Here is a 17,240-nt window from a genome sequence, read left to right as displayed (position 1 = left end):
AATACACTGTTACTTTTTGGCGCCTTCGCTGTAGGGATCAAACTTGCCGCTCTTGGCGCCTTCGGAATAGGGATCGAACTTGCCGCTGTTCATGCCGCCCTGGCTGAACGAGTCAAAAGACTTCTGCGCCCCGCCCTGGATCGGCTCCATCTGATCAGGCCGGGCACCCGGGTTCAGCGAGGTCACGTTATCGCTTTTTGCGCCGTCGCTGTACGGGCTGAACTTGTCCTGCTTCGCACCGTCGGTGTAGGTATTGAATTTGTCCTGCCTGGCGCCGTCGGTGTACGGATTGAACTGGTCGGCCTTGCCCGCGGTCTGGGCGTGCAGCGTGCCAAAGGCGCAGGCGGCGGCCAGGCCGATAGTGAGATAGCGCAGCGTCATGGGATCTCCTTTTGCAGGAATGGGGCGCCCGTCGCGCAGGCGGCACGATGGGGCAGAGATCAACGCTAGGTCAGGGTCAGGCAGGTGTCAACCGCAGCCAGGTTGCCGCGGTTGGCGTGCCGCGCCGGCAATCATCGTCCACCGCCCCGCATTGCGCTTACAATGCCACTCGAACGCCACCATGAAGCCACAAGGAACCGTCATGCTGCCTCGGCAAACCATCCCCAACGCCAGCCTCGCCCTGCGTGCCGCATTCGCAGGCGCGCTGGGAGCCGCGCTGCTGTTCGGCGCCGCTCCGGCGCAGGCGTATTTCGACAACTACCTGAGCGGCACCATCATCGGCACGCTCAACGAGAAGGAAGGCGCATCGCTGGCCAAGTCAGTGCGCACGGCGCTGAACGATACGGCCGATGGCCAGTCTGTGGCATGGACCTATCCGGCCGCGGCAAGGCGCCAGCAGATCGACGGCACCATTACCCCGGTCGAGAGCAAGACCGACAAGGGCCAGCCTTGCCGGCGCCTGAAGTCAGATCTCAAGCGCGGCAGTGCCGAAGAACACTGGAGCGGCTGGTTCTGCAAGCAGTCCAACGGGCAATGGAAGTCGCGCCACGTGGGCGAATAAGCTGGCCCGCAGCAGGCTGTGCCGGGCGGCGCCAGCTCAGCGGCAGAGCTTGCGCAGCAATTCCCCGGCGATGGTGCCGGGGCCGGCCACCTGGAAGGTGTACTGTGGCGCGCGGATGGTATAGAGCGAGTCGCCGCGCGCAAAGCGCTTGCTGTAGAGCGTCTGCTCGACCACGGCGAACATCGATGTGGCGCAGTTCAGCACCATGCGCCTGAGCGAAGAGCGGATCGGCTCGCCGCTGGCGGTGCGGATCACACCGGACGGCGAGTTGCGCATCACCACCACGCCAACCTGTGTGCCCTGGCGGCGCACTGCCGATTGATCGAAATACGAAATCACGCCATTGGCGCCCATCAGCGGCAGCCAGCGTTGCGGATCGGGAGCGCCGGGGTCCGGTGCTGCCACCAGGCGGCAACCTTCCCGGGGTGTCGAGCGGAACACGGTACCGGGGGCCCGGCACTCGTAGAGGCCAGCGGCAGCGGCCGGGCGGGCAGCGGTGACCGGCGCCGCGTCGGCGGTCGGCACGGTGCCGTCATCGGCGTGCGCCTGCGTCAGGGCCAGGCCGAACACGCAGCCAGCCAGTGCGGCTGCATGCCGAAAAATGCGGAACATCATGGAATTACCCTCATATAGACGGGAAAAAGCGATCCGCATTGTCGCACAGGATGCATGCATTGCGGCGTGCCGGGACGCCTTGATCCATGCATCCGGGCCGCCTTCAGCCGTGCAGGCGCCGCCAGGTGACCAGATCCTCGATGGTCAGCACCGGCAACTGATACATCTCGGCAAAGGCCAGCGCTTCCACGCGCCGTGCCATGGTGCCATCCGGGTTCATCAGCTCGCACAGCACCGCGGCGGGCGACAGTCCTGCCATGCGGGCCAGGTCGACTGAACCTTCGGTATGGCCGCGGCGCTCGAGCACGCCGCCGTCGCGCGCCACCAGCGGGAACACATGGCCCGGGCTGACCACGGCATCGGCGCCCGCGCCCTCGGCAATCGCCGCGCGAATGGTGGTGACCCGGTCGGCCGCGCTGACTCCGGTACTGACGCCCTCGCGGGCCTCGATCGACACGGTGAAGGCGGTGCCGTACTGGCTGCGGTTGTGCTCGACCATCGGCCGCAGGCCCAGGCGCCGCACCTTGTCCGTTGGCAGGCACAGGCATACGATGCCGCTGCATTCGCGGATCATCATGGCCATGTTGGCGTGGGTCAGGCGCTCGGCGGCAAGGATCAGGTCGGCCTCGTTCTCGCGGTCGTCGTCATCGAGCAGCACCACGGGCCGGCCCGCGCGCATAGCCTCGAGGGCCTGCTCGATGCGCAACTCCAATGCGCGCGGATCGGCGTGCGCGATGCTATCGGGCGTGCCACGGGCGGTGGCATCCGCGGACACCGCGGGGGCAATGGCTTCGGTGGAAAAGCTAGACATGAAACGCTCCTGGTTCAGCATCAATGGGCGTTCCAGGGGAAGGGTCAACGGAACCGCAAGGCGCGCGCGCTGCACTGTCGGCACGCGCACGAACCGCCGCGCCCTGCGCGCGCGCAAGGCTCGGCAAACCGCAGCGCCAGGCAAGCACCAGGCCACGCGGGCAAGCTCCGTTCATCTTCTTTCATCCGGACTATGACCGTCGGCCCTGGCCTCTCACCAGGTCTGCTGACCTCGCACGGGAATGCGAGCGCTCGCGGGCTCGCCGGACACGCGCTGCGCGTCGCGGCATACCGCCGGTGGGGACTTTCACCCCGCCCTGAAGACGTAACGTAACCGGGCCGGCCAAGCGGCCGGCACCGGCCCGCGCATGTTAGCACGATTGTCCCTGGTCACTGTGGGCCCCGCGCGAAGCTCGTATCCTGGTGCGGCCCGCGCCGCGGTGCCGGCCACGTTCTCGGCAACGTGCCTTGCGGTGTACTACAAATAGGGTAAGGAGGCAGCGCCTGGGGCTGCAAGCGACAGTTTTCCCGCGGCCTGCCTGACCACAATGCAGCCTCTTTTCAGCGTGCTTCCCATGCGCCGACCAGACCAAGAAGCCAGACAAGACAGCCATGCGCGTTGCATCCCGTTCCTGACAACCTCACCCGCGGGGCGCTGGCGGCAGCCGCGCCGCGCCGCCATGGCGGCGCTGCTTGCGCTGGCCGGGTGCCTGAGCGCAGCCGCACGCGCGGCGCCTGCCGTCCAGCTCGGCTATGGCTTCGACGACAGCCATCATGTGCAAAAGGCAGAGATCGCCATGCTGTGGGATTCGGGCCTGGCGTGGGGCAACCCGCAGGGCTGGCAGGTGGACCTGCAGTGGGAAGTCAACGTTGCGCGCTGGCTCAGCGACAGCAACAACAATCCGAACGATTTGTGGGAGTTTGGCGCGTCGCCGGTGGTGCGGATCGGATGGTGGCGGCACACGTGGGTGCCGTTCCTTGAGCTATCGGTGGGCCCGCGGCTGCTGACCGGAACGCGAACCTCGGATGACCACGTCATCTCCACCGCGTTCCAGTTCTCGGAATACGCCGGACTTGGCGTGATGGTCGGCAAGGACCGCAACTTTACCGCGGGCTACCGCATCCAGCACCTGTCCAATGGCGGCATCAAGGAGCCCAATCCTGGCACCACCTTCCACGTCATTTACCTGCGCTACCGCTTCTGACTGCGCGATCGTGCGACGCGCCCCGTGTTTCAAACACCATGCGCGTGGCGTCGTCGGCCGGGAAGAAGCATTCGATGCGCAGCTCCTGCAGCGTGACGTCCTGCGGAATGCCAAGCGTGGTCAGCGTCGAGAACAACGACGCACGGAACCCGCCCGCATGCAGCACCACGGGCAGCAGCGGCGGCGGCGGCCCATCGCTGCCGTCATCCTCGGGCAGCAGCACGCCGCCGGGCCCGACCATGTCCGGATGCCAGTGGGCAATGCGTGCGAACAGCGCGCGCGCGGTCTGGTCGTGCGCCTGCACCTGCAGCTCCTGCCATACGCGGCGCAACAGGTAACGGCCAACCTGGCGCGCATTCTCGATGACGGGCCACAGGCCGTCGGGATCGAACACGGTCAGCATCAGGTTGATCCGGTGCGGATCGTCGGCAAGCGATGCCGGCGCGCGGCCACCCAGCAACGTGTCGAACATGCGACGGTAGGCGGGATTGGCGTCGACCAGGTTCCAGAAGCGGTCCAGCACCACGGCCGGGTACGGCTCCTGCTTGGCCAGGATCAGTGCGATCGCCTGCTGCACCATTTGCAGCGGCGGCGCGGTCAGCGTGTGTTCGCTGTACGCAGGGGCAAAGCCGCTGGCGAGCAGCAGCCGGTTGCGCTGGCGCAGCGGCACGCCCAGGCGCTCGGCCAGCGCCAGCACCATCTCGCGGCTGGGACGGGCGCGCCCGGACTCAAGGAAGGAGATGTGGCGCTGCGACACCCCGGCGGCCAGCGACAGCGCCAGCTGGCTGTAGCCGCGCTTGCCGCGCCAGTAGCGCAGCAGTCCGGGGAAGTCGAGAGTGGCCTCGGAGGCGGGGGTCAGCGTTTCCATGCTGGCTATTACAGCATGGCCGCAGCCTGGCGGCGAATACCTGGCGGGTAATCGAAACGATCCAGGGCCTCGATCCATGGCTTGGAAAGCGTTCCCTTTGCGTCGGGCGCATCACAGTGGCGACGTTGTGTAACAGGCGAATGGTATGCTTGATCTTTTCAGACACCCGGCGCGCAGAGGGCGCGCACCCTGATGGAAATTGCCATATTACTGGCGCTGATCCTGCTGAATGGCCTGTTTGCGATGTCCGAGATCGCACTCGTTACGGCCCGCAAGGCACGGCTGCAACGCCAGATCGAGAACGGCGACCGCGGCGCCATTGCGGCGGCCAAGCTGGGCGAGGACCCCACCCGCTTCCTCTCGACCGTGCAGATCGGCATCACCTCGATCGGCGTGCTCAACGGCGTGGTCGGCGAATCGACGCTGGCGCAACCGCTGGGTCTGTGGCTGCAGGGTTTCGGTATCTCGGTAACCACCGCCGGCTATGTGGCCACCGCGATCGTGGTGGCAGGGTTGACCTATTTTTCCATCGTCTTGGGCGAACTGGTGCCGAAGCGCCTGGGCCAGATGGCGCCCGAGGCGATCGCGCGGCTGGTGGCGCGCCCGATCGGCTGGCTGGCGGTGGCGTCGACCCCGTTCGTCAAGCTGCTGTCGAGCTCCACGCGGCTGGTGCTGCGCCTGCTCGGCACCAAGGTCGACCGCGGCCCCGGCGTGACCGAGGAAGAAATCCATGCGCTGCTGGTGGAAGGCTCCGAAGCCGGCGTGATCGAACAGCATGAGCACACCATGGTGCGCAACGTGTTCCGGCTCGATGACCGCCAGCTGGCATCGCTGATGGTGCCCCGCGGCGACGTGGTCTACCTGGACGTGGACGCCACGCTGGACGAAAACCTGCGCCGCATCGAAGAATCCGATCACTCGCGCTTTCCGGTGGTGCGCGGTGGCATGCACGACATCATCGGCGTGGTCAGCGCGCGCCAGTTGCTGGCGCGCCGGCTGCGCGGCGAAGAAGCCGACCTGCAGGCCGCGGTGCAGCCCGCGGTGTTCGTGCCGGAAAGCGTGACCGGCATGGAACTGCTGGAAAACTTCCGCGCCTCGGGCGGGCAGATCGCCTTTGTCATCGACGAATACGGCGAGGTGCTGGGCCTGGTGACGCTGCGCGACCTGATCGAAGCCATCACTGGCGAATTCAAGGCCGAGGCGGCGGGCGAGCAATGGGCGGTACAGCGCGAGGACGGCTCGTGGCTGCTCGATGGGCTGATCCCGATCCCCGAGCTGAAAGACCGCATCGGCCTGCGCCAGGTCCCAGAGGAAGAAAAGGAGCGCTACCACACGCTGTCCGGCATGCTGCTGTTGCTGCTGGGGCGCCTGCCCCAGATTGCCGACACGGTGCAATGGGGCGATTGGCGCTTCGAGATCGTCGACATGGACGGCAAGCGCATCGACAAGGTGCTGGCCGAGCGCCTGCCCCCGCAGGCCGGACCGGAGGAAGAGACCACCGGCTGAGTACCGGAGGCTGGCAGCGCCGGCCTCTCCGCAGCGCCAACAACCTCTTCCTTTTGAATGGCGCCGCATGGTGATCCACATCAAGGGCAGTTGCGACAGAATCACTTTGGCGCAATCTGCAACGCCCCATCCATTCCCTTCGCTTATGATCTGGCTGCGCGGCCCGCATCCGGCCGCGGCACGCATGGCTGCACGAGGGGCAACGACTGCGACGGCATCGTGCCGGCGGCCTGCCGAAGAACCATTTCAGACACGGGGAGACGCGTGCGCCGCAGCCATTGTCCGGCGGCCCGCAAGACCATGCATGAATCCTGATGCCGACGACATCGTCGAGGGCGTTGCCGCGGGCGGCAGCGGCGCGATGCAACCGTCCGCGCTGGTGTGCGCGCTGACCGCGCGCCGCGCCCGGGCCGGGCAGCCGGCGGCTATCCTGGCGACCCGCCTGGACCGCTTTGCCAGCGCCTGTGCAACCCTCGGGCCGGACCGCTCTGCCAGGCTGCGCGGCATCGTGCAAGCCCGCATCGCCTGTCTGCTGCCGCCAGGCGCCTTCATGCACTGGACTGGGCCTGCCGATCTGGTGGTGATCACCGCGCTGCCCACTGGCGTGCCGGATCCTGGCCACGTTGCCAGCCGCGTGGCCGACGACCTGTCCCGGCCGTTCGCCCTGGAGGGCTTCGAGCTGCATCTGTCCTGCAGCATCGGCGTGGCCAACGACCACGCCGACATCCCGGCCGAGCGCAGCCTCCAGCAGGCGTTCGACGCCATGCTGCGGGTCAACCGCCAGGGCGGCGCTGGCCTCGCGCGCGCCGACAAGCTGGTGTCCCCGCCCGCGGCCCCGTTGCTGGCGGCGCTGCCCGCCGCGCTCGAGCGCGGCGAGATGAGCCTGCAACTGCAGCCGCGCGCCGACCTTGCCGGCGCCGCCGTCAGCGGCTATACGGTGCGGCTGCGCTGGCAGCATCCCGTGCTCGGCAGCGTGGCGCCGCAGGATTTCCTGCCCGGCGTCGAAGCGCTAGGACTGGTCGGCCGCATCGGCAACTGGCTGCTGGAAAGCGTGCTGCCGCTGGTGCGTGCCGCCGAGACCATCGCCCCGCTTCAGTTCACCCTGCTGGCTTCGAGCGCGCAACTGCATCGCCCGCAAATGGTCGAAGCCCTGGCGCAGGCGCTCGATGCAGGCGGCATCGCACCGGCGCACCTGTGCATCGAACTACCGGCCAGCACGGTGCCGACCGACGCCGACCTTATCGACCGCTTTGCCGCCCTGCGCCGGCGCGGGCTGCAACTGGCGCTAGGAGATTTCGACGACAGCCCGGCCTGCCGTGAGGCCCTGGCGGCGCTGCATCCGGACGCCGTTACGCTGGATGCGAGGGGCCTGGGCCACGCGCGCGAGCAACGCTACCATGCGGACAGCCTGCGCAACGCCTGCCGCGCCGCGCGGCGCGCCGGCGCCTCGGTCTGCGCCAAGGGCATCGAAACCCGCCAGCAGCTGGACGCGGTGCGTACCTGGGGCTGCCAAAGCGTACAGGGCTACCTGCTGGCGCAACCGTTCCCTGCCGTATGGCTGCTGCAGACCCATGCGGCGATCCAGCAGCGCGCCCAGGCAGTGCTGGCGCCGCCAGTCTGACCGGCGGACGCCTGCTGCGCGGTTGCATGATTTACAAATTGCGACATACCTGCTATCAACACCGCGCACAGCGGCGGTAAAATCTGCGGCAATCTCAAACTTGATGAATTGCTTGATTCAGAACCCTCAAAAAAGGAGCCCGGCGTGAAGAAAGGTTGGATCTGGTGCGTTTTGTTTGCCACTCTGTTGGCGGGTTGCAACACGATGGCGGGGCTCGGCCAGGACATTCAGCGCGGCGGCCAGAAGCTGGAAAGCTCGGCAGACCGCCACAAGTAAGCCGGCCAGGGCTGCATCGCAGCAAAACGGCACGCCCGAGGGCGTGCCGTTTTGCTTTGTCGCGCGCTGGCTACCGCGCGGGGCTCAGTGCTTGTCGCGCAGTGCCCTGGCCTGTTCGGCCAGCGTGCGGATGCGCCCCCAGTCGCCGCCGGCGACGGCATCCTTTGGAACCACCCACGACCCGCCTACGCACACCACATTGGGCAGCGCCAGGTAGGACGGCGCCAGCGCGGCATCGATGCCGCCGGTCGGGCAGAAGCGCAGCTGCGGCAGCGGTCCACCCAGCGACTTCAGCATCGGCACCCCGCCTGCGGCCTGCGCCGGGAAAAACTTCAGGAAAGTAAAGCCCGCTTCCAGTGCCGCCATGGCCTCGCTGGCGGTGGCAACACCCGGCAACAGCGAGATCCCCGCGCCTTGCGCGCCCTCGGCCAGCGCCGGCGTCAGGCCGGGCGAGACCGCGAACTGGGCGCCCGCGTCACGCACGGCGTGCAGTTGTTCGACGTTCAGCACCGTGCCGGCGCCTACGCACGCCTGGGGCAGCGCCGCCGCGACGGCCCGGATTGCTTCCAGCGCCACCGGGGTGCGCAGCGTGATTTCCAGCAGTGGCAAGCCGCCGCTCACCAGCGCCTCGCTGACGTGCAAGGCCTCGTCGACCGAGTGGAATTCCAGCACCGGGATCACTGGCACATCGGCAAGGCGTTGAAGCAGCGGGGAGGTCTGGTTTGACATGGCGATCTCGCGGTGGGTGGGTTCAGGGAAACATCAGGCTTGGGCAGCCGCTCAGGCAATTACCGATACCGACTGCGCCAGGCGGGCTAGCACGGTCTGCGCATCGGGAATCGGCGCCACCGCGCCATAGCCGGTGGTCGACAGCGCTGCCGCCACATTGGCATAGCGCGCCGCCTCGAACGGATCGGCGCCCGCGGCGAGCCGTGCGACAAAGCTGCCGCCGAAGCAATCGCCCGCGCCGGTGGCATCGACCGGCTTGACCGGATAGGGCGGCACCAGCGTGCGGGACTCGGGCGTGGCGACATAGGAGCCCTCCTCCCCCAGCTTCAGCGCGACCAGGCCGATGCCGCAGCCGAGCAGGTAGTCGGCGATGGCATCGCGGTCGTCCAGCCCGGTCAGCACAGTAATGTCGTCCCAGCTGGGCAGGCATACGTCAGTCATCCGGAACGCCTCACGCATGATGCCGCGCGCGCGCGCCAGCGACCACAGGCGCAAGCGCAGGTTGGTGTCCAGCGTGACCTTGGTGCCGGCCTTGCGCGCGTGCTCCATGGCATCCAGGCCGGCATCGCACGCGCTCGTGCTGATCGCCAGGCTGATGCCGGACAGATGCAGGTAGCGCGCCGCGGCGATCGCGCCAAGCGGCAACTGCTCATGCTGGTAGCGGCTGGCGGCGGAGCCTTCGCGCAGGTAATCGAAGCGGTGACCGTGGTTGTCGTGCGAGACGAAGTAGACGCCGGTGGGCGCCCCGGCGTCGATATGCACATGACGGGTATCGACCCGCTCCTGCGTCCACAGCGCGCGCAGGCGCTCGCCGAAGGTATCGGCACCGACCGCGCAGATATAGCCGGTGCGCGCGCCCTGGCGCGCAGCGGCTATGCAGAAATTGGAGGTGTCGCCGCCAAAGCCCTGCAGGTAGCGCGACGGATCGTCCGGCTGCTGGTTGAATTCAACCAGCGGCTCGCCATAGGCCAGGATGTCGATGCTCATGGGGCCGCTTGCCTCAGAAGAAAGTTTGCACGATGTCGATCACGCGCATGTCGCGATCCAGCACCGGGATATGGCGCCACTTGTCGAAAGTCAGGCACGGGTGCGAGATATCGAAGGCGATCATGTCGCCGACCTGGATGTCGTCGCCCGGCCTGACCTGCAGGTAGGCGTGCTGGTCCATCATGCCGGTGACTTCCCAATGCGCGGGCACGTCCACCGGCGCCTCGCTGCCAGGGCGGTACAGCCGTGCCGGGATCGGCATGCCGGCGTCGAAGGCGGCATCGCGCTTGCCCATGCCGATGATGACGCGGTCGGGTTCCGGGATCGACTGCACATAAGCCCACAGCTGCAGCGCCGGCAGCAAACCCTCGCGCATTTTCTGCGCCACCGGGTTGCTCGCCAGGATGCGCTGCTGCGCGGCGCGGTAGATGCCAACATCGTGCGTGAGGTAGCAGCCGGGACGCAGCACGATGTCGATCGGCGCGCCGATATCGGTGCGCGCGAATTCCTCGGCCACCACGTCGTACCACGCCGATCCCGCGCCCGACATCACCACCGGGCTGCGGCCAAAGCGGCCTTGTGCGGCCAATTGCCTGGTCACCGCCACGGTGCGCTGCAGGAACCGGCGGATATCGGCTTCTTCCTTGAGCACGCCCTCGTAGATCTCCACGCCGGCCAGCGACAGCGCGTCGGGCCAGCGCGCCAGCGCGTCGAGCACGGCCTGCTGCTGCGCGTCATCGCGCACGCCGGTACGCCCGCCTTCGACACCCAGTTCAAGCAGCACCTGCAGCGTCTGTCCACGCTGCTGGAAGAACTTGCCGAGCTGGTCGACCAGCGCCGCCGAATCCACCAGCGCGAAGAATTCAAAGTCCGGGTCGCGCAGCAGGTCCGCGATGATCTCCATGTTGCGGCGGCCGACCAGCTGGTTGGCCATCAGCACCCGCTTGACGCCGTGCGCATGCGCCGCAGCGGTCTGGTGCGCGGTGGCCAGGGTGATGCCCCACGCGCCGGCACCCAGTTGCCGGGCAAACAGCTTGGGCGCCATGGTGGTCTTGCCATGCGGCGCCAGCTGCACGCCGTATTCGTCCATGAAGCGGCGCATCCATTCCAGGTTGTGCGCGAGACGGTCTTCATACAGTACCGCGGCCGGCAGGCTCAGTTCTTCCCGCAGCAGGTTCCAACCGGTCTGGCCCGCCGCGTCCGGGGCCATCGGGGCGGCCATGCGGCCCAGCGCCTTGTTGAGCGGATCGATCACGCCGGCCTGATACTTTATTTCACGCATGCCTGTCATCACCCTGAAAAAATCTGATTGACGTAATCATAGCCCTGAAAATAAGATATTTCATCCTTGTTATAAAGTACCACGCCAGCACGGGCAGCACCAGTGCGCAGCCAGGACGAGTGGCAGGGCTCAGGCGCCAGTCACTGTTATAGCCCCTGTCCGCATTGACTGCAGCTTTCGTCACATCAGGAATCCAAACGCGCTTCGCGACGATCCACACCGACCATGACCGCGCCTTTCGACATCCTCACCCGCATCGCCGAGCGCGGCCCCGCCTTGCGCCTGGCCGAGCAGAAGGTTGCGCAGGTGGTGCTGGAAGACCTGGCGGGCGCGGCAGCCGCCAGCATCAATGAACTCGCCCGCAAGGCCGGTGTCAGCGAGGCCAGCGTGACGCGCTTTGCCAAGGCCATCGGCTGCCGCGACGTTCGCGACCTGAAGCTGCGCCTGGCCCAGGCCACCGCGGTGGGCGCGCGCTTCCTGCAGCCGGCAAGCGCCGCGGGCGAGGCCGCACCGGCCACGCTGGCCGACAGCATCCACGCCGACATCCTGGGCGCGCTCGAAGCCAACCGCGGCCTGATGGATGCGCAGCGCATCGAAGCGGCAGCGCGCCTGTTGCTTGGCGCACGCATGGTCTACGCTTTTGGCATGGGCGGCGGCTCGTCGTTCATGGCCGATGAAGCGCGCCACCGCTTGGCGCGCCTGGGCCTGCCGGTGGCCAGCTACCAGGATGCCCTGCTGCAGAAGATGGTGGCGGCCACGCTGGGCCGCGACGACGTGGTGCTGGCCTTCTCGGCCAGTGGCCGCGTGCCGGAGATGCTGGCCAGTTGCGATATCGCGCGCGAGTACGGCGCCCGCCTGGTGGCCGTGACCGCGCTGGGCTCGCCGCTGGCCGCGCGCGCCGACGTGCTGCTGCCGGTGCGCACGCTGGAGACGGATTTCATTTTCAAGCCATCGGCATCGCGCTACGCCATGCTGATGGTGCTGGACGTGCTGGCCACGCAATGCGCGCTGCTGCAGCCGGACCAGAGCAAGGAGCGCCTGCGCCGGCTCAAGTACGTGCTGGACAGCCACCGCGGCGACAGCGGCCCCGGCAAGGGCCCCGACAGTCGCCAGCCGCTGGGAGACTGACCATGCCACACCTGTTCGATACCCTGATCCGCTGCGTCACGCTGATCGACGGCTCCGGCGCGGCCGCGCGCCTGGCCGACGTGGCCTTGCGCGACGGCCGCATCGCCTGCATCGACGCACCCGGCGCGATCGATCCCGACGCGGCCGCGCATGTGGTCGAGGGCGATGGCCTGGTGCTCGCCCCCGGCTTTATCGACGTGCACACGCATGACGACACCAACGTGGTGCGCCAGCCCGCGATGACGCCGAAGCTGTCGCAGGGCGTCACCACGGTGGTGGTCGGCAACTGCGGCATCAGCGCCGCGCCGGTCACGCTGACGGGCGAGCCGCCCGACCCCATGAACCTGCTCGGCCATGCCGACGCCTTCCGCTATCCGGACTTCAAGGCCTATGTCGATGCGGTCGAAGCCGCGCAACCCGCGGTCAATGTCGCCGCCCTGGTCGGCCATACCGCGCTGCGCAGCAACCATATGGATCGTTTCGATCGCGCCGCCACGCCGCAGGAAATCGCGGCAATGCGCGCGCAGCTCGAAGAAGCGCTGCAGCACGGCGCGCTGGGTCTGTCCACCGGGCTGGCCTACGCCAATGCCTTCAGCGCGCCGACCGAGGAAGTGCTGGCGCTGGCCGAGCCGCTGGCCAACGCCGGCGCGCTCTACGCAACCCACTTGCGCAGCGAGTTCGCCGAAATCCTTGACGCCATGGACGAGGCCTTTCGCATCGGCCGCCATGCGCGCGTACCGGTGGTGATCTCGCACCTGAAATGCGCCGGCGTGGCCAACTGGGGCCGCAGCACCGAGGTACTGGACGCACTTGACGGCGCGCAGCGCTGGCAGCCGGTAGGCTGCGACTGCTATCCCTACACCGCCAGTTCGTCGACGCTGGACCTGAAGCAGGTCACCAGCGACTTCGACATCATGGTGACCTGGTCCGAGGGCGCGCCTGAGATGAGCGGCCGGCTGCTCGCCGACATCGCCGCCGAATGGCAGGTTGATCTGCACCAGGCGGCGCGCCGGCTGATGCCCGCCGGCGCGGTTTACCACTGCATGGAAGACGCCGACGTCGACCGCATCCTGAGCCACCCCGCCACGGTGGTCGGCTCGGACGGCCTGCCCAACGACCCGCTGCCGCACCCGCGCCTGTGGGGCGCGTTCCCGCGCGTGCTGGGCCATTATGCGCGCGACCGTGAGCTGTTCCCGCTGACCGTCGCCGTCAACAAGATGACCGGCATGTCCGCCGAGCGCTTCGGGTTGCACCAGCGCGGCTTCGTGCGCGAAGGCTACTGGGCTGACCTGGTGCTGTTCGATGCCGCCACCATCCGCGACGCGGCCAGCTTTACCGATCCCATGCAACCGGCCGAGGGCATTGCCGCGGTCTGGGTCAATGGCGAGCTGTCATGGCAGCAACGCCAGAGCACCGGCGTGCGCGCCGGCCGGTTCCTGCCCCGCGGCGCGGGCTGACCCGCCCGCAGCGCCGCGCTTCCCCCTCCCCTATCCCACTCATTTCCAGGAGTACTCATGGACATCAAACGATTCGGCGTCGAAGGCGGCACCGGTACTGGCGGGCAGCACATGCCCTTTGCCCGCGCGGTCGCAGCCGACGGCTGGCTCTACGTCTCCGGCCAGGTGCCGATGGTCAACGGCGAGGTCATCGACGGCGGCATCGTGCCCCAGACCCACCAGGCCATCAAGAACGTGCTGGCCATCCTGGCCGAGGCCGGCTACGGCCCCGAGCACGTCGTGCGCTGCGGCGTGTGGCTGGACGACACGCGCGACTTCGCCTCGTTCAACAAGATCTTCAAGGAATACTTCGGCGCCAACCCGCCCGCGCGCGCCTGCGTGCAGTCGAGCATGGTGGTGGATTGCAAAGTCGAGGTCGACTGCATCGCCTACAAGAAGCCGGCGGCCTGAGCCTGCTGCCGATTGCTGATTGCTGATTCCTGATTGCCTGCCCCCTCTCCCGCAAGCGGCAGAGGGGAAAAAACCAAAAATCCAACCATGCCGCCATAAGCGGCTTTTTTTCCACGCAAGGAGACAATATGGGTGCCGTCACCGGAACCACGCTCTTGGTGTATGCGCTGATCGCCGTGATCGCACTGGTGGTGCTGATCGCGCGTTTCAAGCTCAATCCGTTCATTACCCTGGTGGTCGTCTCGGTGCTGCTCGGCTTTGCCGTGGGCATGCCGATGGGCGACATCGTCAAGTCGTTTGAAGCCGGCGTCGGCGGCACCCTCGGCCATATTGCGCTGGTGGTGGGCCTGGGCACCATGCTCGGCAAGATGATGGCCGAGTCCGGGGGGGCCGAGCGCATCGCCAACACGCTGATTGATTTCTTCGGTGCGAAGAACGTGCATTGGGCCATGGCCACCATCGCGTTTATCGTCGGCTTGCCAGTGTTTTTTGAGGTGGGTTTCGTGCTGCTTGTGCCGATCGCCTTCAACGTGGCCAAGCGCACCGGCACGTCGATGGTGCTGGTGGGCATCCCGATGGTGGCCGGCCTGTCGGTGGTGCACGGCCTGATCCCGCCGCACCCGGCCGCGCTGCTTGCGGTGACCGCGTATGGCGCTGATATCGGCAAGACCATCATGTATGCGCTGATCGTGGGCATTCCCACCGCCGCGCTCGCCGGCCCGCTGTTCGCCAGGCTGATGGACCGCTACGTCAAGCTGCCCGAGTACAACCCGCTCGCCCAGCAATTCACCGAAGAGGATGAGCGCGTCAAGGCGTCGCACGAGCTGCCAGGCTTCGGCATCACGGTGTTCACCATCCTGCTGCCCGTGATCCTGATGCTGATCGGCAGCTGGGCCGACCTGTTCACCACGCCCAAGACCTTCGCCAACGACTTCCTGAAGCTGATCGGCAACTCGGTGATGGCGCTGCTGATCGCCGCGCTGGTGAGCTTCTACACCTTCGGCAAGGCACGCGGCTTCAACCGGGAGACCATCCTCAAGTTCACCAACGAGTGCGTGGCGCCCACCGCCATCATCACGCTGGTGGTCGGGGCCGGCGGCGGCTTTGGCCGCATCCTGCGCGACTCGGGCATCTCCAACGCCATCGTGGACGTTGCCACGGGCGCCAACGTGTCGGTGCTGGTGCTTGGTTGGCTGGTCGCGGTGATGATCCGTATCGCCACGGGCTCGGCCACGGTGGCCATGACCACGGCGGCGGGCATTGTCGCGCCGATCGCCGCCAGCGTGCCCGGCACCCGCCCCGAGTTGCTGGTGCTGACCACCGGCGCCGGCTCGCTGATCCTGTCGCATGTGAACGACGGCGGCTTCTGGCTGGTCAAGGAGTACTTCAACATGACAGTGGCCCAGACCTTCAAGACCTGGTCGGTCTGCGAAACCATCATCTCGGTGGTGGCGCTGCTGCTGACGCTAGGCCTGGCCACGCTGGTCTGAACTTCAAACCGGCGCGCGGGCGCCGCGCGACGCGGTCCGGGCAGATGGCGGGACGCGTGCAAGTTGCGCGTCGGGGGCATTGGCGCATGCATACGCCCACCGTTGCTCTTGCCTTGATTCCATTTTTGATGCACATTGACATCAACTTTGAAGCACGGAGCCCGGCATGCGCACAACTGTCACGATTGATGACGCCCTGTATGAACAAGCACTAGAGATGGCGGATCCCGGTATGGACAAATCTGATCTTTTTCGTGAGGCAATCAAGACCTTCGTCCGGGTGCAGGCAGCCAAGCGCCTTGCCGCCCTGGGCGGCGCCGTCCCCGACATGCAGGACGTGCCCCGTCGTACTGCCGAGCCCGATGCCAAATGAGCGTGCTCGTCGACACCTCGGTGTGGGTCGACCATTTCAGGTACCGCAATGACGCACTGGTCCGCCTGATGCAGGCTGACCAGGTGCTGACCCACCCGATGGTCGTGGCTGAACTCGCCTGCGGGACGCCTCCGGCCCCACGGGACCGGACCCTCGGCGACATCGGTCTGTTGCAGACTGCCAGGCAGGCGAGCCTGGCGGAAGTCATCGCGCTGATCGAGCACGAGAAATTGTATGCACTGGGCTGCGGCCTGGTGGACGTCTCGTTGCTGGCTTCCACCTTGATTACGCCGGGTGCCCGGCTGTGGACACTGGACCAGCGCCTCAACGCATTGTCCGCACGCTTTGGTGTCGCACATCAACCCCGGCTGCACTAGGCCCCAGCGGCCGCCACGCTGGTCCGGCATCGCCAGGCCCCCGGGCGCAGGCCCGGTGCGGAGGCTCAACGCAACGGTTTACATGGCCCGGCCCACCGCCTAAGGTCAACCAGTCAGTGACTTACCGGGAAACGCTCCCATGTCGATCGACCGTCGCTCATTCCTGGGCCTGGCCGCCGGGCTGGCCGCCACCGGACTCGGGCCAGCCGTGCCTGGCCATGCCGCTACCGTCGCGGCGCCCCTGCGCCGCAACATCCCGGGCACCACTGAAGCCCTGCCCGTGATCGGCATGGGCACCGCCGACACTTTCGACGTCGGCACCGGGGCTGACGAACGCAAGCCACTGGCGGAGGTAATGGGACTGTTGCTGCAGACCGAAGGCTCGGTCGTCGATACCGCGCCCAGCTACGGCACCGCCGAAGCCGTCACCGGCGACCTGCTGCGGGCGGCCAATGCCCGCAACCGGGTGTTCCTGGCCACCAAGATCTCGGCTCGGTCCGGCGCGCCCGCCCAGGCGCAATGGGCGCGCTCGCTGGCCGACCTGCAGGTGGACAAGGTCGACCTGCTGCAGGTCCACAACCTGATCGACTGGCAAAACAACCTGCGCTGGCTGCGCGAACTGAAGGAACAGGGCCGCATCCGCTACCTGGGCATCACCCATTACCGCGAAGACGCTCACCAGGCGCTGGAAACGATCGTGCGCAGCGAGCGCGTCGACTTTGTCCAGGTCAACTATTCCGTGGCCGAGCGCAATGCCGAACGCACGCTGCTGCCGCTTTGCGAGGCGCGCGGCGTGGCGGTGCTGGCCAACCGGCCGTTCCAGGACGGGCGGCTATTCCGTGCCGTCAAGGGCCGCCCGCTGCCGCCGTGGGCCGGCGATATTGACTGCGGCTCATGGGGCCAGTTGTTCCTGAAGTTTGTCGTCAGCCATGCGGCCGTGACCGCCGCGATCCCGGCCACCTCCAAGCCGCGCAACATGGCCGACAACCTCGGCGCCGGGCTGGGCCGCATGCCCGACCCCGGCCAGCGCGAGCGCATTGTGGCGCTGCTGCGCTAAGCTGGC

19 protein-coding genes and 1 riboswitch are annotated in these 17,240 nt (G+C 67.3%); of the genes, 12 read left to right on the top strand and 7 right to left on the bottom strand.

Annotation, left to right across the window (positions count from 1 at the left end):
• Positions 1-9: 9 nt before the first annotated feature.
• Positions 10-381, bottom strand: coding sequence for a hypothetical protein (locus E5S69_RS02435; protein ID WP_171513415.1), 372 nt, complete (start codon positions 379-381; stop codon positions 10-12).
• Positions 382-583: 202 nt separating this feature from the next.
• Between E5S69_RS02435 and E5S69_RS02430 the strand changes: the two genes are divergently transcribed.
• Positions 584-1,003: an RT0821/Lpp0805 family surface protein gene (locus E5S69_RS02430; RefSeq protein WP_171513414.1), complete on the top strand. Its 420-nt coding sequence runs from the start codon at positions 584-586 to the stop codon at positions 1,001-1,003.
• Between the two features lie 36 nt (positions 1,004-1,039).
• Here the strand turns inward: E5S69_RS02430 and E5S69_RS02425 are convergent, their stop codons facing one another.
• Together E5S69_RS02425 and ribB are read right to left on the bottom strand one after the other, a co-directional pair.
• Positions 1,040-1,618 (bottom strand): surface-adhesin E family protein, encoded by a 579-nt coding sequence (locus tag E5S69_RS02425; protein WP_171513413.1) that lies wholly within the window; start codon positions 1,616-1,618, stop codon positions 1,040-1,042.
• 103 nt (positions 1,619-1,721) lie between these two features.
• Entirely contained in the window at positions 1,722-2,429 is a 708-nt protein-coding gene (gene ribB / locus E5S69_RS02420) for a 3,4-dihydroxy-2-butanone-4-phosphate synthase (protein ID WP_171513412.1), read from the bottom strand.
• A 169-nt stretch (positions 2,430-2,598) separates the two neighbouring features.
• Positions 2,599-2,757, bottom strand: a riboswitch (FMN riboswitch).
• Positions 2,758-3,108: 351 nt separating this feature from the next.
• On the opposite strand from ribB, the gene E5S69_RS02415 reads away from it, so the two are divergent.
• A complete protein-coding gene (locus E5S69_RS02415; RefSeq protein WP_171513411.1) occupies positions 3,109-3,633 on the top strand; it encodes an acyloxyacyl hydrolase in 525 nt (174 codons plus the stop codon).
• Here E5S69_RS02415 and E5S69_RS02410 read toward each other — a convergent pair.
• Positions 3,608-4,501, bottom strand: a complete 894-nt coding sequence (locus E5S69_RS02410; RefSeq protein WP_171513410.1) for a helix-turn-helix domain-containing protein — start codon at positions 4,499-4,501, stop codon at positions 3,608-3,610. The two genes, E5S69_RS02415 and E5S69_RS02410, sit on opposite strands and share 26 nt — an antisense overlap.
• 192 nt (positions 4,502-4,693) lie before the next feature.
• Here E5S69_RS02410 and E5S69_RS02405 point away from each other — a divergent pair, with 192 nt between their 5' ends.
• The 3 genes from E5S69_RS02405 (at position 4,694) to E5S69_RS32125 (ending at position 7,904) form a co-directional block, all read left to right on the top strand.
• Positions 4,694-6,007, top strand: a complete 1,314-nt coding sequence (locus tag E5S69_RS02405) for a hemolysin family protein (RefSeq protein WP_171513409.1) — start codon at positions 4,694-4,696, stop codon at positions 6,005-6,007.
• A 304-nt stretch (positions 6,008-6,311) separates the two neighbouring features.
• Complete coding sequence (locus E5S69_RS02400) at positions 6,312-7,628, top strand: EAL domain-containing protein (RefSeq protein WP_171513408.1); 1,317 nt, start codon at positions 6,312-6,314, stop codon at positions 7,626-7,628.
• A 144-nt stretch (positions 7,629-7,772) separates the two neighbouring features.
• Positions 7,773-7,904: an entericidin A/B family lipoprotein gene (locus E5S69_RS32125; RefSeq protein ID WP_010814145.1), complete on the top strand. Its 132-nt coding sequence runs from the start codon at positions 7,773-7,775 to the stop codon at positions 7,902-7,904.
• A gap of 84 nt (positions 7,905-7,988) precedes the next feature.
• Here the strand turns inward: E5S69_RS32125 and E5S69_RS02390 are convergent, their stop codons facing one another.
• From E5S69_RS02390 to E5S69_RS02380, 3 genes are read right to left on the bottom strand one after another with little or no spacing between them, the layout of a single operon-like run.
• Positions 7,989-8,633, bottom strand: a complete 645-nt coding sequence (locus tag E5S69_RS02390; RefSeq protein ID WP_171513407.1) for a bifunctional 4-hydroxy-2-oxoglutarate aldolase/2-dehydro-3-deoxy-phosphogluconate aldolase — start codon at positions 8,631-8,633, stop codon at positions 7,989-7,991.
• Positions 8,634-8,684: 51 nt separating this feature from the next.
• Positions 8,685-9,620 carry a sugar kinase gene (locus tag E5S69_RS02385; RefSeq protein WP_171513406.1) on the bottom strand — a complete coding sequence of 312 codons (936 nt, stop codon included), beginning with the start codon at positions 9,618-9,620 and terminating at the stop codon, positions 8,685-8,687.
• A gap of 13 nt (positions 9,621-9,633) precedes the next feature.
• Entirely contained in the window at positions 9,634-10,902 is a 1,269-nt protein-coding gene (locus tag E5S69_RS02380; protein WP_171513405.1) for an amino acid deaminase, read from the bottom strand.
• A 225-nt stretch (positions 10,903-11,127) separates the two neighbouring features.
• Between E5S69_RS02380 and E5S69_RS02375 the strand changes: the two genes are divergently transcribed.
• The 7 genes from E5S69_RS02375 (at position 11,128) to E5S69_RS02345 (ending at position 17,234) form a co-directional block, all read left to right on the top strand.
• The gene (locus E5S69_RS02375; protein ID WP_171513404.1) at positions 11,128-12,030 is read left to right on the top strand and encodes a MurR/RpiR family transcriptional regulator; all 903 of its coding nucleotides are present in this window, start codon (positions 11,128-11,130) and stop codon (positions 12,028-12,030) included.
• A 2-nt stretch (positions 12,031-12,032) separates the two neighbouring features.
• Positions 12,033-13,487: an N-acyl-D-amino-acid deacylase family protein gene (locus tag E5S69_RS02370; protein WP_171513403.1), complete on the top strand. Its 1,455-nt coding sequence runs from the start codon at positions 12,033-12,035 to the stop codon at positions 13,485-13,487.
• 57 nt (positions 13,488-13,544) lie between these two features.
• A complete protein-coding gene (locus E5S69_RS02365) occupies positions 13,545-13,937 on the top strand; it encodes a RidA family protein (protein ID WP_012355941.1) in 393 nt (130 codons plus the stop codon).
• Between the two features lie 128 nt (positions 13,938-14,065).
• The gene (locus tag E5S69_RS02360) at positions 14,066-15,427 is read left to right on the top strand and encodes a GntP family permease (protein WP_171513402.1); all 1,362 of its coding nucleotides are present in this window, start codon (positions 14,066-14,068) and stop codon (positions 15,425-15,427) included.
• A gap of 166 nt (positions 15,428-15,593) precedes the next feature.
• A complete protein-coding gene (locus E5S69_RS02355) occupies positions 15,594-15,800 on the top strand; it encodes a type II toxin-antitoxin system VapB family antitoxin (RefSeq protein ID WP_171513401.1) in 207 nt (68 codons plus the stop codon).
• Positions 15,797-16,177, top strand: a complete 381-nt coding sequence (locus E5S69_RS02350; RefSeq protein WP_171513400.1) for a type II toxin-antitoxin system VapC family toxin — start codon at positions 15,797-15,799, stop codon at positions 16,175-16,177. Before E5S69_RS02355 ends, E5S69_RS02350 begins: the two co-directional genes overlap by 4 nt.
• Positions 16,178-16,316: 139 nt before the next feature.
• Entirely contained in the window at positions 16,317-17,234 is a 918-nt protein-coding gene (locus tag E5S69_RS02345; RefSeq protein ID WP_171513399.1) for an aldo/keto reductase, read from the top strand.
• The last annotated feature ends 6 nt before the right edge of the window (positions 17,235-17,240 follow it).

The organism is Cupriavidus necator (assembly GCF_013141915.1).
Taxonomy (GTDB): Bacteria; Pseudomonadota; Gammaproteobacteria; order Burkholderiales; family Burkholderiaceae; genus Cupriavidus; species Cupriavidus necator_B.
The sequence above is the reverse complement of the archived record's forward strand: the minus strand, read 5'-3'. Positions and strand labels throughout refer to the sequence as shown.

Coding starts and splice junctions, on each gene's coding strand:
- E5S69_RS02435 (WP_171513415.1), bottom strand. CDS start 381: ATGACGCTGCGCTATCTCACTATCGGCCTGGCCGCCGCCTGCGCCTTT.
- E5S69_RS02430 (WP_171513414.1), top strand. CDS start 584: ATGCTGCCTCGGCAAACCATCCCCAACGCCAGCCTCGCCCTGCGTGCC.
- E5S69_RS02425 (WP_171513413.1), bottom strand. CDS start 1,618: ATGATGTTCCGCATTTTTCGGCATGCAGCCGCACTGGCTGGCTGCGTG.
- ribB (WP_171513412.1), bottom strand. CDS start 2,429: ATGTCTAGCTTTTCCACCGAAGCCATTGCCCCCGCGGTGTCCGCGGAT.
- E5S69_RS02415 (WP_171513411.1), top strand. CDS start 3,109: ATGGCGGCGCTGCTTGCGCTGGCCGGGTGCCTGAGCGCAGCCGCACGC.
- E5S69_RS02410 (WP_171513410.1), bottom strand. CDS start 4,501: ATGGAAACGCTGACCCCCGCCTCCGAGGCCACTCTCGACTTCCCCGGA.
- E5S69_RS02405 (WP_171513409.1), top strand. CDS start 4,694: ATGGAAATTGCCATATTACTGGCGCTGATCCTGCTGAATGGCCTGTTT.
- E5S69_RS02400 (WP_171513408.1), top strand. CDS start 6,312: ATGAATCCTGATGCCGACGACATCGTCGAGGGCGTTGCCGCGGGCGGC.
- E5S69_RS02390 (WP_171513407.1), bottom strand. CDS start 8,633: ATGTCAAACCAGACCTCCCCGCTGCTTCAACGCCTTGCCGATGTGCCA.
- E5S69_RS02385 (WP_171513406.1), bottom strand. CDS start 9,620: ATGAGCATCGACATCCTGGCCTATGGCGAGCCGCTGGTTGAATTCAAC.
- E5S69_RS02380 (WP_171513405.1), bottom strand. CDS start 10,902: ATGCGTGAAATAAAGTATCAGGCCGGCGTGATCGATCCGCTCAACAAG.
- E5S69_RS02375 (WP_171513404.1), top strand. CDS start 11,128: ATGACCGCGCCTTTCGACATCCTCACCCGCATCGCCGAGCGCGGCCCC.
- E5S69_RS02370 (WP_171513403.1), top strand. CDS start 12,033: ATGCCACACCTGTTCGATACCCTGATCCGCTGCGTCACGCTGATCGAC.
- E5S69_RS02365 (WP_012355941.1), top strand. CDS start 13,545: ATGGACATCAAACGATTCGGCGTCGAAGGCGGCACCGGTACTGGCGGG.
- E5S69_RS02360 (WP_171513402.1), top strand. CDS start 14,066: ATGGGTGCCGTCACCGGAACCACGCTCTTGGTGTATGCGCTGATCGCC.
- E5S69_RS02355 (WP_171513401.1), top strand. CDS start 15,594: ATGCGCACAACTGTCACGATTGATGACGCCCTGTATGAACAAGCACTA.
- E5S69_RS02350 (WP_171513400.1), top strand. CDS start 15,797: ATGAGCGTGCTCGTCGACACCTCGGTGTGGGTCGACCATTTCAGGTAC.
- E5S69_RS02345 (WP_171513399.1), top strand. CDS start 16,317: ATGTCGATCGACCGTCGCTCATTCCTGGGCCTGGCCGCCGGGCTGGCC.